Genomic DNA, 13783 nt, shown 5'->3' on the forward strand with positions numbered 1-13783 from the left:
TTCCTTTCCCGCCCCCCGGGGCTCAGCGCTCGGGCAGGAAGTGCTGACCGTTCCAGCTCAGGGCGCCGATCGTCAGGGCGAGGTCGGTGGCGCGGGTGCTCAGGGTCAGTCGCCCGGCGCCGCCCTGTCCGCTGATCTGCACCCAGTGGCCCACGGGCAACAGACCCAGGCAGGGGTCGAGGCCAGCGGCGATGGGCGTGCTCAGAGGGGCGGGCGCGTAGACCTTCTGCGGCTCGTGCCCCAGGCCCAGGCCCAGCGCATAGGGGCCGGTTACCTCGCCGGGGAGCAGGTGGGTATACAGGTCCAGGCGCAGGGTCATGCTCCAGGGCCCGGCGCTGACCTCCCCGAAGTTCAGCCGCAACCGGGGGGTGGGGCCGGGGCGGCCGCGGCGCAGCACTTCCAGTCGGCCATGTTCCAGCGCCACGCGGTAACCGCCCGGCGTACGGACCTCGCGCCGGGGCGCGGCGTTGCCCAGCGGGCCAGTGGCGGGCTGGGGAGCCGGTAGCCGGGCCGGCGAAACGGCTGGGCTACCCAGTGCGGCGCGGGCCTGGGCAGCGAGGTCCTGCAAGCCCGCGCGCTCGGCGTAGTGGGCGGCCAGGGCGGGTGAGGTCGGCCACGCCAGGTCGGCTAGGCGGCGGCGCAGGTCCTGGCGTTCGGCAGGGGTTAGGCGGCCGGCCAGCGCCGCGCGGGTGATCTCGGAGGCAAACGAGACGTGCGGCTCGGCGTCGCTGACCCAGGTCAGCAGGCCCGGCAGCTGGACCTCCTCTTCAAGCTGGGCAGGCACCAGTACGCCCTGCTGCGCCCCGACATGCATGACTTCCTCGGCCAGTGGGCCAAGCAGTTCGCGCGCCATTGCCAGGTCGAAGCGGTCGTGGACCTGCGCGAGCACGCTCAGGCCTCGGCGGACCGGCGCGCCGAGGTGCTGCAGTTCGGCCAGTCGGGCACTCGCCATCTCGGAGGTCTGGGCGGCGCTGGGTGTTGGGTCGCCCCCTGCGGCGCTGCCGAGCAGACTGCGCAGGTACAGCGGCCAGCCCTCGGTGCGCGCGCTGAGGCGTGCGGCGCAGCCGTACAGGTCGTCCTCGCTAGGCCCGCTACTTCCTGGCGTGGCCTGTTCGGCCAGCGCCGGCAGCAGCCCGGCAGTTCCCACCGGGGGGAGCGACAGCCGGTGCATGCGCTCCAGATTGACGGGGCCGAGCTGCTGGCGCACGTCCTCGAGCACGTCGGTCGAACCGGAAGTCAGGACCAGCGTCACCGGGCAGCGGCCGTTCAGGGCGAAGTGCAGGCCGCCGGCGAACCACGGCTCGGCCTGGTTGAGATTCAGCGAGAGCAGCAGGGGTGTGTCGGACTGCATGAGGACCTGGGCCAGCCGGATGAGGTCCAGACTCTGGTGGCGCTGGAGCCGCTCCAGCGTGTCCAGCAGCGCTCCCGAGAGTCGGGGCAGCGCCTGGGCCAGCTGCTGCACGAGCGTCGCCTGAAACAGTCTGGGGTCCCCCGTCACCTGCAGGTGCAGGACCTTCCATTCGCTGCCGCGGGCCGCCGCGTCGATCATGGAGCGCTTGGCTCCGCTGGGACCGCTCAGGTACACGATCTGCGGGCTGCGGTCGCTGCGGTCCAGGACCCGGCGCAGCTCGGCCTCCTGCGCGGGAAAGGCGAAGTGGCTGCCGCGCGCGGCGGGGGCGTCCCCGGCCGAAATGGGCGGCAGCTGCAGGTCGAGCTGCGCGGCGCGCTCCCGGATCTGATCGACCGCCTGCATCTGGCCGCGCTGGGCGAAGCGGAGCTGCACCTCGCCCAGCAGGTCTTCCAGGCGCTCGCACAGCCAGAGGCGCTGGCGCGTGACCCAGTCCTGAAAGGCGGGCGAGCCGAGGTCGTCGAGGTCGCCCAGCGGCAGGCCACGCAACTGCGCGAGCCAGGCCGGCAGCTGCCGCTCGCTCAGTCCCGGCGCGGCCGCCACGAGGCGCGCGAGGTCGGTGTCACAGTTCAGGGCGAGCATGGGCTGGCGTTCGGGGAACAGCGCGAGCTGTTGCTGGCGCAGCCGGGTCAGCTCGACCCGCAGGTTGCGCAGGGCGCCGCTGTGGTTCCACAGCAGTTCGGCGAGGTGTTCGCGGTGATGTGGGCGGCCTTCCAGCGAAAGATAGGCGAGGAGGGCCGCCGCCTTGTGCGACAGGCTGAGGGCCTGATCGTCCTGGGTCATGTAGACCCGGCCCAGCAGATGCAGCGTTGGCATGGTTCCCCCCCCGAGGCTCCAAGAAACGTCTGAATAGCAGATCGTGTTTAGATGATGAGAATGATGTGTTTTGAGGCAAGTGGCCGTACTGGCATGGCGCAGGAAGTGAACATCCCGCCGGAAGGCAAATCGTAGAAACTACATCTAAGCGGCAGCTTTTCTCCGAATACCTTCCGAAAGACACTGTATGAAATTCGGCGTTACATGAGCGTTATGTCAAATCCGCCGGGCCGGACCGCTCGGTTTTCCTGAGATGGACCGGCCGGAAAACTACGCAGGCCAGATGAAAACCAGATCGGTTCAACCATTGTGCCATAGCGGCCTGTCTACGCCGATAGGGGCATAGGCTGGGGGGACATAGGAGCCCTGACATGGCAGAAGTGCGCCGGCCTGGAGGCTCAGGATTGCTGTCCTGAGCCTCCGGGCCGGCGCACGTCCGGGCAGTTTTGTGAAGAGGCTCAGGCCTCGGCGGGGGCCACCGCGCCGTCGGGGAACTTCACGTCGATGTGAACCACCGTGCCGGGTACCGTGTTCGGCTCGACGTTGATCCAGTGGCTTGCCAGGACGGGCGGGTCGGGCTGAGCATCAATGGCGCGCACGAGGACGCGGCCCTGCGCCGGCACGAACACGCACCAGCCTGGGCCTCCCTCGCTCGCCGCACGGAAGGCCCGCACCGGCAGAAGGCTCTGAAGAGTCAGTTCCTGCCCGTCAGCCCAGTATTCGACGAGAAGCAGGGCCTGTTCGCGGCCGGCGTCGGCTTCGTCGAGGTCAAGTTGCAGCTCTACGGCGTCCGGCTTACCAGGGACAAGATTGGTCCAGCCGGGTACCACGAAACGGCCGCTGTTGAGGCTTTTGAACTGTTCACCGGGATTGGTCATGGCGCCCACCTTATCCTGGAGAGCGGCTTGCTGGGTAGAGGAACGCCCGGGGCTCAGCGGTTGGAGAGCACGCTGCCCAACACGGCCTTCATGGTCAGGAAGCCGACGGCGAAGAACAGCAGAGGGGTCAGGTTGACGCTGAGCTCGGCGTCCTTCTCAGGTTCCAGCGCGTTCTGCTTACGGTACTTGATCATGGCCCCAGCCTAAAGGGGGGGGCTGGGGGCGCGACAGCCCCCCGAACTTAATGGACGGCCCGGCCTTATCCAGTCACGCCTGGGCCGGGCCTGACCCATCAGGCCGGACACCCGGGCGCGACTGAGCGCGGCGTTGTTGCGCGGGCCGTGTCCGGCGACGTAGAACGGCAGGACATGTCTACCGCCTCCCCCTTTTCAGATGCCGCCCCAGATGCTCCGACCATGCGCGCCCTGAGCAAAAGCGAGGCCCGCGAGGGCCTGTGGATGATCGACGTGCCGGTGCCCACGCCCGGCCCCAACGACCTGCTCATCCGCGTACGCAAGAGCAGCATCTGCGGCACCGACGTGCACATCTACAAGTGGGACGAGTGGGCCAGCAAGACCATTCCTGTGCCGATGGTCGTGGGCCATGAGTACGTGGGCGTGGTGGCGGGGGTTGGCAGCGAGGTGCGCGGCTTCGAGATCGGCGACCGCGTGAGCGGCGAGGGCCACGTCACCTGCGGGCACTGCCGCAACTGCCGCGCGGGCCGCCGCCACCTGTGCCGCAACACGCAGGGCGTGGGCGTCAACCGGCCCGGCTCCTTCGCCGAGTACCTCACACTGCCGGCCTTCAACGCCTTCAAGATTCCCGACGACATCCCGGACGATATTGCGGCGATCTTCGACCCCTTCGGGAACGCGGTGCATACCGCCCTGACCTACGACCTCGTGGGCGAGGACGTGCTGATTACCGGGGCCGGGCCCATCGGTGTGATGGCGGCGGCGGTGGCCAAGCACGTCGGCGCGCGCAACGTGGTCATCACCGACGTGAACGACTACCGCCTGGACCTCGCACGCAGGGTCGGTGTGACCCGCGCCGTGAACGTCGCCCGCGAGGACCTGTGGTCGGTGGCGCAAAATGAGCTGGGCATGACCGAGGGCTTCGACGTGGGCCTGGAGATGAGTGGCTCGGGTCCCGCCTTCGCGCAGATGGTCGAGACGATGAACAACGGCGGCAAGATCGCGCTGCTGGGGATTCCCTCGGGCCGGGTGGACATCGACTGGAACGGCGTGATCTTCAAGATGCTGACCATCAAGGGCATCTACGGCCGCGAGATGTTCGAGACGTGGTACAAGATGGCCGCCCTGATCCAGTCGGGCCTGGACCTGCGCCCGGTCATCACGCATCATTTCGGCATTCGTGACTTCCAGCAGGGCTTCGATGCCATGCTGGGGGGCCAGAGCGGCAAGGTGATCCTGGACTGGGACGCGCCCGCCACGGAGGTGCAAAAGGAACCGGCAGGGGCATAGGCCCGGGCCGGGCGTCGTATTCTGGCCGGTATGACGGGGCCTAAACGCGGCGCAGCCGCACGAGGATCACGGGGCCATGGCCCCAAGAAGAACATGGCACAGGGCCGGGGCGGCGCCACGCGCGACACCACCCGGCCGGTGCGTGCCAGTGGTGAGGGCGGCCAGACGGAGCCCCGCGGCGAGGGCCAGGGCCGTTCGGGCTCGTCCACACAGCGGTCCGGCGCTCGGCCGGCCGGGGGCCAGGGTGCGCGGAGCAACTCGGGAAGCCGGGGTCCGGGCGAACGCGGCTCGGCCGGGGGCAGTGGCAGCAAGAGCGGCCCTCGCCGCTTCGGCTCGGCCACGTCGGGGGGCCCGGCTTCCGGCGGCGCGGCGGGCAGCCGTTCCGGCGACGAGCGCCGGGCCGCCCCGCGCGGGGTCAAGAAAAAGCCCCTGCCGGAGCTCAAGCGCGTGCAGCTCGAAGCGCCCGCTCCCACGACGGTGTTCGTGGACCGCGACGGCGAAAAGCAGACCTTCGGGGACAGCAACCTCAAGCGTGTGGCGGCCGACATTCTCCAGACGCGGCGCAAGGCCTGGCGCTACCGGCCGTTCAGCTTTCCGCTGTTCACGGACAAGGGCAACGAGCAGAGCTTTCACTTCGACTTCTACATCTACGACGCCGAGGACAGCGTCATCCGGCTGATCCTGGTCGTACCGCATGAGTCGCGCGAGGTGTGGGACCGGGTGGGGCGCTTCAAGCGCCAGTACCCGATGTACGCCTACGAACTGTGGACGCCCGAGCGCCTCGCCCAGCTTCAGCGGCCGCGCACCGAACTCGGCTTCTGAACACCGCCCGGCCCGCCTCCCGCGCAGTGTCTGCCTGCGGGGAGCGGGCCGGAAGCTGTCTATTCGGCCTGATAGCGGATGAATTCGCGCATACTCGCCGCGCAGGGGCTGCTCGTGCCGGCCGCGCTGCTACCGCTGATAGTACGCAGCTTGCCGCCGTCGCTGAGGTAGAGCTGCGAGACGCGGTACCGCGCGCCGCCCTCCGCGTACACGTAGCCCGCGAGGACGGCCCAGGTGGCGCCGCGATCGACCGCCTGGGTCGTGACTTCGCTCAGGCTGGCCTTGCTCAGCGAGGCGCGCAGACGGTTGGCCACCGCCGTCGCACTCTGCTGGGTGGGCAGCGCCGGGAAGGCCTGGGTGTGGCGCATCTCGCGGATCAGGCACTCGCCGCCGCCGCCCTGCCAGCGCGACGCGTCGCCCGCGATGGGCGTCCAGCCGCGCAGGGGCACGACCAGGGCCGGAGCAAGGCCGCACAGCAGGGCCAGGAGCATCAGGAAGCGTCTCATCCGGGCAGGCTAACAGGGGCGTGGGTGGCAAAACTGAGCGCCGGCCTCCGGAGTCAGGCCGTCCCCAGCCGGGCCAGCAGTCCACTTCGGACCTGCGGCCACTCGTCTCGCAGCACGCTGAACATCACGCTGTCGCGGGCGTAGCCGTCGGGGCGCACCTGGTACTGCCGCAGGGTGCCCTCGCGTACCGCCCCGAGTTTTTCGGTGGCGCGCAGGCTGCGGGCATTGCGGGCGTCCACCTTGAACTGCACGCGGCCTGCGCCCAGGACCTCGAAGGCGCGGGTCATCAGGAGCCACTTGGCTTCGGGATTCACGCCCACGCCCTGCGCGGCGGGCAGCAGCATGGTCCCGATTTCGGCCCAGCGGTCGTCGGCGCGCACCTCGCTGAAGCTGATGCGGCCCACGGCCACCCCGCCGCGCAGTACGGCCCAGTTCACCCGGTTCGGCAGGGCGTTCAGGTCAGCGACGTAGGTGGCCCAGGCCTCCGGGGTGTGGTGGGCCGGCCCCCCGCGGGACAGGAACTGCACGGTGGCTTCGTCGGCGCCCGCGTGCAGGTCGGCCGCGTGATCTTCGGAAAGGGCCGCCAGCACGATCGAAGGTCCCGTCAGCGTGGGGGCGCGCAGCCACTCGCTTGCCGGGGCCGGGGCAGGGGAGACAGGGTCGGTCATGTCGTCAGTAGATCACTGGCCAGGGTGGGCGGCGGCGCGGCGCTCTGGACCAGCTTTCAAAAAGGATGTCGCCTCCGGCCCTGCTGAGCCGGAGGCGACGGGCGCAGCAGTTGGCTGCGCGTCAGCTTTTGTTCGCTACCGGTCCGCCAACCCGCTGGCGGCCGGTGAGGGCGCGGCCCAGCGTGACCTCGTCGGCGTATTCCAGCGCGCCGCCCACCGGCAGGCCGTAGGCGATGCGGCTCACGGCGGCGCCGAGCGGCTCCAGCAGCCGTTGCAGGTACAGGGCGGTGGCGTCGCCCTCGACTGTGGTGCCGGTCGCCAGGATGACCTCCATGTCCCCCTGCACACGCGGCAACAGGGGCCGGATGTGCAGCTTCTCGGGGCCAACCCCGTTCATCGGGCTCAGGACGCCGTGCAGGACGTGGTACAGCCCACGGTACTCGCCGCTGCGCTCGATGGCGATCACGTCGCCGGGCTCCTCGACCACCGCAATGAGCTGCCGGTCGCGCGAGGGGTCGCTGCACACGTCGCAGGTGTCGGCGTCGGTGATGTTGAAACAGATCGGGCAGGTGTGCAGGTCGCGTTTGGCCGAGAGCAGCGCCGAGGCGAGGCGCTCAATGTCCTCGCGCGGCTGCTCGAACAGGTGAAAGGCCAGCCGCTGCGCGCTCTTGGGGCCGATGCCCGGCAGGCGCGAGAGTTCACGGATGAGCGCGACCAGCGAGGGGGGATATTTCATGGCGCCTCCTGGTGCGGGGGGGAAGTCAAAATCCGGGAATGCCTAGGCCGCGCGTGGCGTCGCGCTGCAGGTCGTCGGCCTTGCCCGAGGCGTCGTTGATGGCCGCCAGGATCAGGTCCTCGAGCGCCTCGACGTCGTCGCCGTCCACCGCTTCGGGCTTGATCTTGAGGGTCTGCACCTTGCCGTGGCCATTCATCGTCACCGTGACCAGGCCGCTGGCCGTGCCCTCGACCATCTGTGCGGCGAGTTCGTCCTGAATCTTGCCGGCGGCCGCCTGCGCCTGCTGCATCTGCTTCATGAGCTTCTTCATATCCATTCGTGTCACCCCTCTGTGGTCGCCGCGCGGCCGGTGTCCTTGGAGGAGCAGCCCCCGCAACGGGTCGTCTGGGCAGTCTAGCGTGGACCGGGCGGGGGACACTCCGGCCGAACTCACAGCGGCGCGGCTTTCCGTGCCCGCGCCGCTACGGAGACCCCGGAGGTGTCCTACAACGCGGCCGAGCGCACGTTCTTCGCCCGGCGGTAGAGCTGCGCCGGGCGGCCCACTCCGCTGCGGCGTTCGCCACTCGGGACCAGGGTGCCCTGAGCAAGCAGACGTTTGCGGAAATTGCGTTTGTCGAGCTTGCGGTTCAAGATCGCCTCGTGGACTGTCTGGAGCTCAGGCAGCGTGAAGGTGTCAGGCAAAAAGTCCAGGGCGAGATTGGCGTACTCCAGCCGCAGCTGCAGCCGCCCCAGCGCCCGGTCCAGAATGGCGCGGTGGTCGAAGGCTAGCCGGGGCAGGTGGTGGGCGCGCTGCCAGGCCGCGCCGACCGTGTGCCCCCCGGCCGTGACCCGGACCGTGCCGTGCGGCAGCACCGCGAGGTGGGCCACGCTGACCACCCGCCCCCGGGGGTCGCGCCCCAGTTCGCCGAAGGTGTAGAACTGCTCGAGGTGCCGGGGCTCGAGGTCCACCGAGGTCTCGGTGCGCAGTTCGCGCAGGGCGGCCTCATGCAGCTCCTCGCCGGGCTGAACGAAGCCGCCGGGCAGCGCCCAGTCACGGGCATGGGGCAACTCGCCGCGCTCGACCAGAAGCACCTGCAACTCGCCGCCGTGCATGGCGAAAGCGGCCACGTCCACGGCCAGCCCGACCTGGGTGGCCTGGGCCGGCAGGGACGGGGCCGTGCGGATCATGTCCCGATGCTAGACTTTGTGTCTCTGGTACGTCAAGTGTGCCGGGGCGGGTGACGGGTCAGGCGCTGTCTGCGGGACGGGCCTTCTCCCAACGCTTGCTCAACCGGCCTGGGGTCTGCGGGAACTCCCTGGGCGTGGTAGACTGGGGACTGCCCGACTTCAATCACAGAACGAGGGCCAGCGCCAGACGGCGAGGCCACAGCGGCCCGGCCCGGGTGCTGAAGCCGCCCACGACGCCAGCGCGCGCGGGGCGCGGCGGAGGTGATGAACATAGCGAAAGAACACAAGGTCAACGAGCAGATTCGCGTCCGGCAGATTCGTCTGATCGGGGCGGAGGGCGAGCAGATCGGCATTATCGACACCCGTGACGCCATGAACATGGCGCGCGAGAAGGCCATGGACCTCGTGATGGTCAGTCCGCAGGCCGTTCCGCCGGTCTGCCGCCTACTCGACTATGGCCGGTTCCGCTACGAACAGCAGCAGAACGAGAAGGAAAACCGCAAGCGTGCCCGCTCGCAGGAAGTCAAGGCGATCAAGTTCCGGGTCAAGATCGACGACCACGACTTCAATACCAAAGCGGGCCACGTGCGGCGTTTCCTCGAAGAAGGTCACAAGGTCAAGGTCACCATCATGTTCCGTGGCCGTGAACGCACGCACCCCGAGCTGGGTGAGCGCATCCTGGTGCGCGTGGCCGAGACCCTCGCGGACATCGGCGCGCCCGAAGGCACCCCGAGCATGATGGGCATGGACATGAACATGATCATGACCCCCAAGGCGCCGCCCGTTCCCAAGAAGGAACGCGCCGACATGCCTGCCGCAGACTTGGCCGACGGTGACGCTGATACAGCACCCGCCGAAGTGGCGCCGGCTTCTGCCGAGCCCAACGCGGTCGCGAACGCCTGAGCGTATTTCGCCCGGATGTTCCGGCGGCCCCTGCCCACGCGGCAGCGGGCCGCTTTTCTATGGCGTTCGTGAACAGGCCCATGTTGTGTAGCGCCACTTTACTTTATAAACTAGAGACACCGGGCCGAAGGCCCTATGGAGGTTTCGCCATGATCAAGATGTATACGACGAGCTGGTGCCCCGATTGCCACGCGACCAAGCGCGCCCTGAGCAGCAAGGGCCTCGCCTACGAGGAAATCAACATCGAGCAGGATGCCCAGGCGGCCGAGTACGTGATGAGCGTCAACGGCGGCCGGCGCAGCGTGCCCACGCTGGTGAGCGGCGACGTGGCCCACAGCCTCAGCGGATTCCGGCCTCAGAAGCTCGACGCCTTCCTGGCCGAAGCCGGCCTGTAAGCCGCGAACCTGTAGACGGTGCAGAGGCGGGCGGCCCTCACACCGGAGGGCCGCCCGCCTTATTGTCTGGGGACTCTAGTCGCGCCGGTAGGCCACCTGACCGTCCACAACGGTCAGTAGCGGCCAGCCGCGCAGCGTCTCGCCGTCCCAGGGGGTGAACTTGGCCTTGCTCCTGAACTCGGCCGGGTTCACGGCGCGCCCGGTTTCCAGGTCCAGCACCACGAGGTCGGCGGGGGCGCCCGCATCCAGCGACGGCTCGGGCCAGCCCATGACGCGCGCCGGGGCGGCCGTCATGAGGTCCAGCAGTCTCTCCAGCCCCAGCGTCTCGCCGAAGCGGGTCCACATGAGCGGGAAGGCCAGCTCGATGTAGGCGATGCCGCTGGGCGCGTCGAGCAGGTCGCGCTCCTTCTCGGCGCGGGTATGCGGGGCGTGGTCGGTGGCGAGGCAATCCACGCTGCCGTCGAGCAGCCCTGCCAGCAGGTGATCGGCGTCGGCCTGGGTGCGCAGCGGCGGCGCGACCTTGTAGACCGCGTCGAAGGACCGCAGCGCCTCGTCGGTGAGGGTGAGGTGGTGCGGGCAGACCTCGCAGGTCACGCTCAGGCCGCGCGCCTTGGCCCCGCGCACGAGGTCCAGCGCGCGCGCCGTGCTGAGGTGCTGGATGTGCAGCCGCGCCGGCCGCCCCTGCGCGTGCAGGCCGGCCAGAATTTCGAGGTCACGGGCCACGCGCGCCGCCTCGGCGGCGGCCGGGTTGCCGGGCAGTCCCAGGGCCTCGGAGACCGGTCCCTCATTCATGACGCCGTTGGCGCGCAGTGAGGCGTCCTCAGCGTGCACGCTGACGACCATGCCGAGGCTGCCGGCATACTCCAGGCCCAGGCGCAGCACCCGCGCGTCCTCGTTGGTGCGGCCGTCGTCGGTGAACATGACAGCGCCCGCGTCCTTCAGGTAGCTCAGCTCGGCCAGCGCCTCGCCCTGCTGGCCCCGCGTGAGGGCAGCGGCGGGCCGCAGGCGTGCGGTGCCGAGCGTACTCGCCTTCTCGGTCAGGGCGCGCACGGTGGCCGGGTCGTCCACGACGGGCGAGGTGTTGGGCATCGAGACGACGGTGCCGTAGCCGCCCGCCGCCGCCGCCGCGAGGCCCGAGCGCAGGTCTTCCTTCTCGGTCTGGCCGGGTTCGCGCAGGTGGGCGTGGAGCTCGGTGAAGGCGGGGGCGACCGTGCCGCCCTGGCCGTCGAGAACCTCGCCTTCGGGCGGCAGGTTCCAGCCCTTGATGACGCCGCTTTCGAGGGTCACGCTTTCGGGTCGGTCGCTGCCGGGACGCTTGATGTTGGTGATGGTCAGGGTCATGGAACTCCTTGGATTGGAGCATTGGGAAAATTACGGCCTCTGGCGAACGGCGTCCCAGATGCCTCCATTCTTCCCAATGCTCCGGTCAAATTCACTCGCTTCGCTCGGCCCTGAAGAACTCTTCAGGGCAAATGCTTTAGGGGACGACCTGCGCGGCGTCGACCTGCCGCACGCCGTTCTGGTCGGCGATGAAGGCCAGCCCGTTCTTGAAGCGGACCTGCACCTCGTACTCGTTCTCGCCTGAAACGCTGGCCGCGCAGAACTCGATCTGGTTGAGGCGCAGCGTCACCGGAATGACGAGCCGGGGGTCGTTGCAGCCCGCAGCCTCGATCCGCTCGCCCTCGTTGTTCACCATCGCCACGGGCAGGCTCAGGGCGGCGGTGTAGGCGTAGGCACGGGCCTCGGCCAGCACGGCGTCGGGGTGGGGAACGGCCACAGCGTGGGCCGGCAGGGCCGCTCCAAGGGCGAGCAGCAGGGAAAAGGCAGGAACTCTGGGCATGGCGGGTCTATTTTCCGCCTTTCGGCGCAGAAGATGCCGGGTCCAGCGGGCGCACCCCGTCCTGGTCCACCACGAAGGCCGGACCGCCGGAGAAACGCACCTCGGCGCGGTAGTCGTCCTCACTGCGGATGGTGGCCGAGCAGGACTCGGTCTGGTTGAACCGGAGCGTGACGAACATCGCCAGCCGCTCGTCGTCGCAGCGGGTCAGGCTCAGGGGGCGCTGGCCGTTGTCCAGAAAAGCCACCATCAGGGCGGTTCGGACCTGCAGGACGTAGCTGTAGGCCTCGGCGGCAACGGCGCGCGTATAGGCCTGCTGGAGCCGCGTGGGGGCGCTGGCCCCCGCACTTCCCGCTCCGGCCAGCAGCAGCGTCCCGGCCAGCAGGGCCGGCAGGACCCGCCCCGGCATCAGTCGCGTCCCACCAGCAGGTGGTACAGCACGCTCATGCGGATGGCCTGCCCGTTCTCGACCTGTTTCAGGATGCGGCTGCGCGGGCCGTCGGCGGCCTCGCTGCTGATTTCCAGGTCGCGGTTCATGGGGCCGGGGTGCAGCACGATGGCCCCGCTCTCGGCCTCCCGCATCAGGCGCTCGTTGACCTGAAAGGTGTCGGCGTACTCCTGCAGGCTGGCAAGGTAGCCGCCCGACATGCGCTCCTGCTGGAGCCGCAGGGCCATGACCGCGTGGGCGCCGCGCACGGCTTCTTTGGGGTCGCTGGTCAGGCGCACGCTCGGCAGCCCAGCAAGGCCCTCGGGCAGCAGGGTAGCGGGGCCGCACAGCACGACCTCGGCGCCCAGTTTGGGCAGCAGCTCGGCGTTGCTGCGCGCGACCCGCGAGTGCCGCACGTCCCCGATGATGGCAACCTTCTTGCCCGCCAGTGAGCCGTATTCCTGGCGCACGGTATAGGCGTCGAGCAGCGCCTGGGTGGGGTGGGCGCGGCGGCCGTCGCCCGCGTTGATGACCGGCTTGCCGCTGTAGCGCGCGACCAGATGCGCGGCCCCGGCGGCGTGGTGGCGCACGATGTAGGCGTCCACCTTGTAGGCGGTGAGCACCTCGACGGTGTCGCGCAGCGACTCGCCCTTGCTCACGCTGCTGCTGCCCGCCGCGAAGGTGAGCACGTCGGCGCTCATGCGTCGGGCAGCCAGCTCGAAGCTCGTGCGGGTGCGGGTGCTGTTCTCGAAAAAGGCGTTGCAGACCGTCAGGCCCTGCAGCGCAGGCACCTTCTTGACGGGGCGGTCGAGGACCTGGAGCATGGTGTCGGCGTTGTTCAGCACGCTGTCCAGGCGCTCGGGCGTCCAGTCCTGGAAATCCAGCAGGTGCCGGGGGCGGCCGGAGGGCGAGGTGCTGGTGCTGGAGGCCAGGGTGCTCACGCCTGCTCCTCGCGGTCCCACAGCTCTACCACGTCCTCGCCGTCACTCTCCTGCAACTTCACCTTGACCTGCTCGCTGCGGGCGGTCGGCAGGTTCTTGCCCACGTAGTCGGCGCGGATGGGCAGTTCGCGGTGTCCCCGGTCGACGAGCACGGCGAGCTGAATGCTCTCGGGCCGCCCGAGGTCGATCAGGGCGTCGAGCGCGGCCCGCACGGTCCGGCCGGTATACAGCACGTCGTCCACGAGCACCACGCGGCGGCGGCGCAGATCGAAGGGCACCTGCGTGTCGCGGATGATCGGCTGCTGCGCGATTTCGGTCAGGTCGTCGCGGTACAGCGTGATGTCCAGCCGGCCGGTGGGGACCTCCACGCCTTCGAGTTCGCTGAGCTTGGCGGCCAGCCGCGCCGCGAGTGGAATACCGCGCGTGTGGATGCCGATGAGGGCCAGCTGTTCGGCGCCCCGGTTGCGCTCGACGATCTCGTGGGCGATGCGGGTCAGCGCCCGGCGCACCTCGTCTCCGCTGAGGATGGTGGCCTTGGGGGTCATGCGCCGACTCCCACAAATCCAAAAAAAACGCCGCTCAGCGCGCGCTGAGGGCCAATGACGGTTCTGAACATGACGACTCCTTCTCCTGCCTCACGGGGCGGGTACAGCCTCACAGGACTGCCGAGAGAGGGTGAGGGCCTAATCCTGCCGGGGCCTCAGCCGTCCGGGAGTGTAACAGACTTCCGGGCCTGTGCCCTGGGCCGTGTCCGGCAGAGAAGACTGGGCGGTTGAGGAAGCACTAAACTTGACA

Annotated in this window: 17 protein-coding genes; 4 read left to right on the forward strand and 13 right to left on the reverse strand. The window is 69.3% G+C overall.

From position 1 onward, the window contains the following. Positions 1-22: 22 nt before the first annotated feature. The 3 genes from ASF71_RS08215 to ASF71_RS24710 form a co-directional block, all read right to left on the reverse strand. Complete coding sequence (locus ASF71_RS08215; RefSeq protein ID WP_056297808.1) at positions 23-2224, reverse strand: hypothetical protein; 2202 nt, start codon at positions 2222-2224, stop codon at positions 23-25. A gap of 458 nt (positions 2225-2682) precedes the next feature. Continuing rightward, a complete protein-coding gene (locus tag ASF71_RS08220) occupies positions 2683-3102 on the reverse strand; it encodes a hypothetical protein (RefSeq protein ID WP_056297811.1) in 420 nt (139 codons plus the stop codon). Positions 3103-3155: 53 nt separating this feature from the next. Beyond that, on the reverse strand, positions 3156-3296 hold the full coding sequence (locus ASF71_RS24710) for a hypothetical protein (RefSeq protein ID WP_200939679.1): 141 nt from the start codon (positions 3294-3296) through the stop codon (positions 3156-3158). A gap of 222 nt (positions 3297-3518) precedes the next feature. Here ASF71_RS24710 and tdh point away from each other — a divergent pair, with 222 nt between their 5' ends. Next, entirely contained in the window at positions 3519-4586 is a 1068-nt protein-coding gene (gene tdh / locus ASF71_RS08225) for an L-threonine 3-dehydrogenase (RefSeq protein ID WP_056297814.1), read from the forward strand. A gap of 30 nt (positions 4587-4616) precedes the next feature. Beyond that, the gene (locus tag ASF71_RS08230) at positions 4617-5408 is read left to right on the forward strand and encodes a hypothetical protein (RefSeq protein ID WP_056297817.1); all 792 of its coding nucleotides are present in this window, start codon (positions 4617-4619) and stop codon (positions 5406-5408) included. 59 nt (positions 5409-5467) lie between these two features. Here the strand turns inward: ASF71_RS08230 and ASF71_RS08235 are convergent, their stop codons facing one another. The 5 genes from ASF71_RS08235 to ASF71_RS08255 form a co-directional block, all read right to left on the reverse strand. Beyond that, positions 5468-5914 (reverse strand): hypothetical protein, encoded by a 447-nt coding sequence (locus ASF71_RS08235; RefSeq protein WP_056297818.1) that lies wholly within the window; start codon positions 5912-5914, stop codon positions 5468-5470. A gap of 53 nt (positions 5915-5967) precedes the next feature. Beyond that, on the reverse strand, positions 5968-6582 hold the full coding sequence (locus tag ASF71_RS08240; protein WP_056297820.1) for a GNAT family N-acetyltransferase: 615 nt from the start codon (positions 6580-6582) through the stop codon (positions 5968-5970). A 121-nt stretch (positions 6583-6703) separates the two neighbouring features. Beyond that, on the reverse strand, positions 6704-7318 hold the full coding sequence (recR, locus tag ASF71_RS08245; protein ID WP_056297823.1) for a recombination mediator RecR: 615 nt from the start codon (positions 7316-7318) through the stop codon (positions 6704-6706). A 25-nt stretch (positions 7319-7343) separates the two neighbouring features. After that, positions 7344-7634: a YbaB/EbfC family nucleoid-associated protein gene (locus ASF71_RS08250; protein WP_056297826.1), complete on the reverse strand. Its 291-nt coding sequence runs from the start codon at positions 7632-7634 to the stop codon at positions 7344-7346. Positions 7635-7801: 167 nt separating this feature from the next. Beyond that, positions 7802-8485, reverse strand: coding sequence for an NUDIX domain-containing protein (locus ASF71_RS08255; RefSeq protein WP_056297829.1), 684 nt, complete (start codon positions 8483-8485; stop codon positions 7802-7804). A gap of 261 nt (positions 8486-8746) precedes the next feature. Between ASF71_RS08255 and infC the strand changes: the two genes are divergently transcribed. Next, entirely contained in the window at positions 8747-9388 is a 642-nt protein-coding gene (infC, locus tag ASF71_RS08260; protein WP_056297832.1) for a translation initiation factor IF-3, read from the forward strand. A gap of 149 nt (positions 9389-9537) precedes the next feature. Continuing rightward, on the forward strand, positions 9538-9783 hold the full coding sequence (locus ASF71_RS08265; RefSeq protein ID WP_056297834.1) for a glutaredoxin domain-containing protein: 246 nt from the start codon (positions 9538-9540) through the stop codon (positions 9781-9783). Between the two features lie 75 nt (positions 9784-9858). Here the strand turns inward: ASF71_RS08265 and ASF71_RS08270 are convergent, their stop codons facing one another. The 5 genes from ASF71_RS08270 to pyrR all read right to left on the reverse strand — a co-directional run bounded on the left by ASF71_RS08270 (position 9859) and on the right by pyrR (position 13533). Further along, positions 9859-11124: a dihydroorotase gene (locus ASF71_RS08270; RefSeq protein ID WP_056297839.1), complete on the reverse strand. Its 1266-nt coding sequence runs from the start codon at positions 11122-11124 to the stop codon at positions 9859-9861. Between the two features lie 136 nt (positions 11125-11260). Next, positions 11261-11623: a hypothetical protein gene (locus ASF71_RS08275; RefSeq protein ID WP_056297842.1), complete on the reverse strand. Its 363-nt coding sequence runs from the start codon at positions 11621-11623 to the stop codon at positions 11261-11263. A 7-nt stretch (positions 11624-11630) separates the two neighbouring features. Further along, positions 11631-12029 carry a hypothetical protein gene (locus ASF71_RS08280; RefSeq protein WP_056297845.1) on the reverse strand — a complete coding sequence of 133 codons (399 nt, stop codon included), beginning with the start codon at positions 12027-12029 and terminating at the stop codon, positions 11631-11633. After that, on the reverse strand, positions 12029-12988 hold the full coding sequence (locus ASF71_RS08285; protein WP_235514240.1) for an aspartate carbamoyltransferase catalytic subunit: 960 nt from the start codon (positions 12986-12988) through the stop codon (positions 12029-12031). Before ASF71_RS08285 ends, ASF71_RS08280 begins: the two co-directional genes overlap by 1 nt. Beyond that, positions 12985-13533 carry a bifunctional pyr operon transcriptional regulator/uracil phosphoribosyltransferase PyrR gene (pyrR, locus tag ASF71_RS08290; RefSeq protein ID WP_056297846.1) on the reverse strand — a complete coding sequence of 183 codons (549 nt, stop codon included), beginning with the start codon at positions 13531-13533 and terminating at the stop codon, positions 12985-12987. Before pyrR ends, ASF71_RS08285 begins: the two co-directional genes overlap by 4 nt. Positions 13534-13783: the final 250 nt, after the last annotated feature.

This window comes from Deinococcus sp. Leaf326 (genome assembly GCF_001424185.1).
Classification (GTDB): Bacteria; Deinococcota; Deinococci; order Deinococcales; family Deinococcaceae; genus Deinococcus.

What these genes read in the sequence shown, in the direction of transcription:
- ASF71_RS08230 (WP_056297817.1), top strand. Translation starts at nt 4,617, where the DNA reads ATGACGGGGCCTAAACGCGGCGCAGCCGCACGAGGATCACGGGGCCAT.
- ASF71_RS08255 (WP_056297829.1), bottom strand. Translation starts at nt 8,485, where the DNA reads ATGATCCGCACGGCCCCGTCCCTGCCGGCCCAGGCCACCCAGGTCGGG.
- ASF71_RS08235 (WP_056297818.1), bottom strand. Translation starts at nt 5,914, where the DNA reads ATGAGACGCTTCCTGATGCTCCTGGCCCTGCTGTGCGGCCTTGCTCCG.
- ASF71_RS08280 (WP_056297845.1), bottom strand. Translation starts at nt 12,029, where the DNA reads ATGCCGGGGCGGGTCCTGCCGGCCCTGCTGGCCGGGACGCTGCTGCTG.
- ASF71_RS08250 (WP_056297826.1), bottom strand. Translation starts at nt 7,634, where the DNA reads ATGGATATGAAGAAGCTCATGAAGCAGATGCAGCAGGCGCAGGCGGCC.
- ASF71_RS24710 (WP_200939679.1), bottom strand. Translation starts at nt 3,296, where the DNA reads ATGATCAAGTACCGTAAGCAGAACGCGCTGGAACCTGAGAAGGACGCC.
- ASF71_RS08240 (WP_056297820.1), bottom strand. Translation starts at nt 6,582, where the DNA reads ATGACCGACCCTGTCTCCCCTGCCCCGGCCCCGGCAAGCGAGTGGCTG.
- ASF71_RS08215 (WP_056297808.1), bottom strand. Translation starts at nt 2,224, where the DNA reads ATGCCAACGCTGCATCTGCTGGGCCGGGTCTACATGACCCAGGACGAT.
- ASF71_RS08275 (WP_056297842.1), bottom strand. Translation starts at nt 11,623, where the DNA reads ATGCCCAGAGTTCCTGCCTTTTCCCTGCTGCTCGCCCTTGGAGCGGCC.
- ASF71_RS08270 (WP_056297839.1), bottom strand. Translation starts at nt 11,124, where the DNA reads ATGACCCTGACCATCACCAACATCAAGCGTCCCGGCAGCGACCGACCC.
- ASF71_RS08220 (WP_056297811.1), bottom strand. Translation starts at nt 3,102, where the DNA reads ATGACCAATCCCGGTGAACAGTTCAAAAGCCTCAACAGCGGCCGTTTC.
- ASF71_RS08265 (WP_056297834.1), top strand. Translation starts at nt 9,538, where the DNA reads ATGATCAAGATGTATACGACGAGCTGGTGCCCCGATTGCCACGCGACC.
- pyrR (WP_056297846.1), bottom strand. Translation starts at nt 13,533, where the DNA reads ATGACCCCCAAGGCCACCATCCTCAGCGGAGACGAGGTGCGCCGGGCG.
- recR (WP_056297823.1), bottom strand. Translation starts at nt 7,318, where the DNA reads ATGAAATATCCCCCCTCGCTGGTCGCGCTCATCCGTGAACTCTCGCGC.
- tdh (WP_056297814.1), top strand. Translation starts at nt 3,519, where the DNA reads ATGCGCGCCCTGAGCAAAAGCGAGGCCCGCGAGGGCCTGTGGATGATC.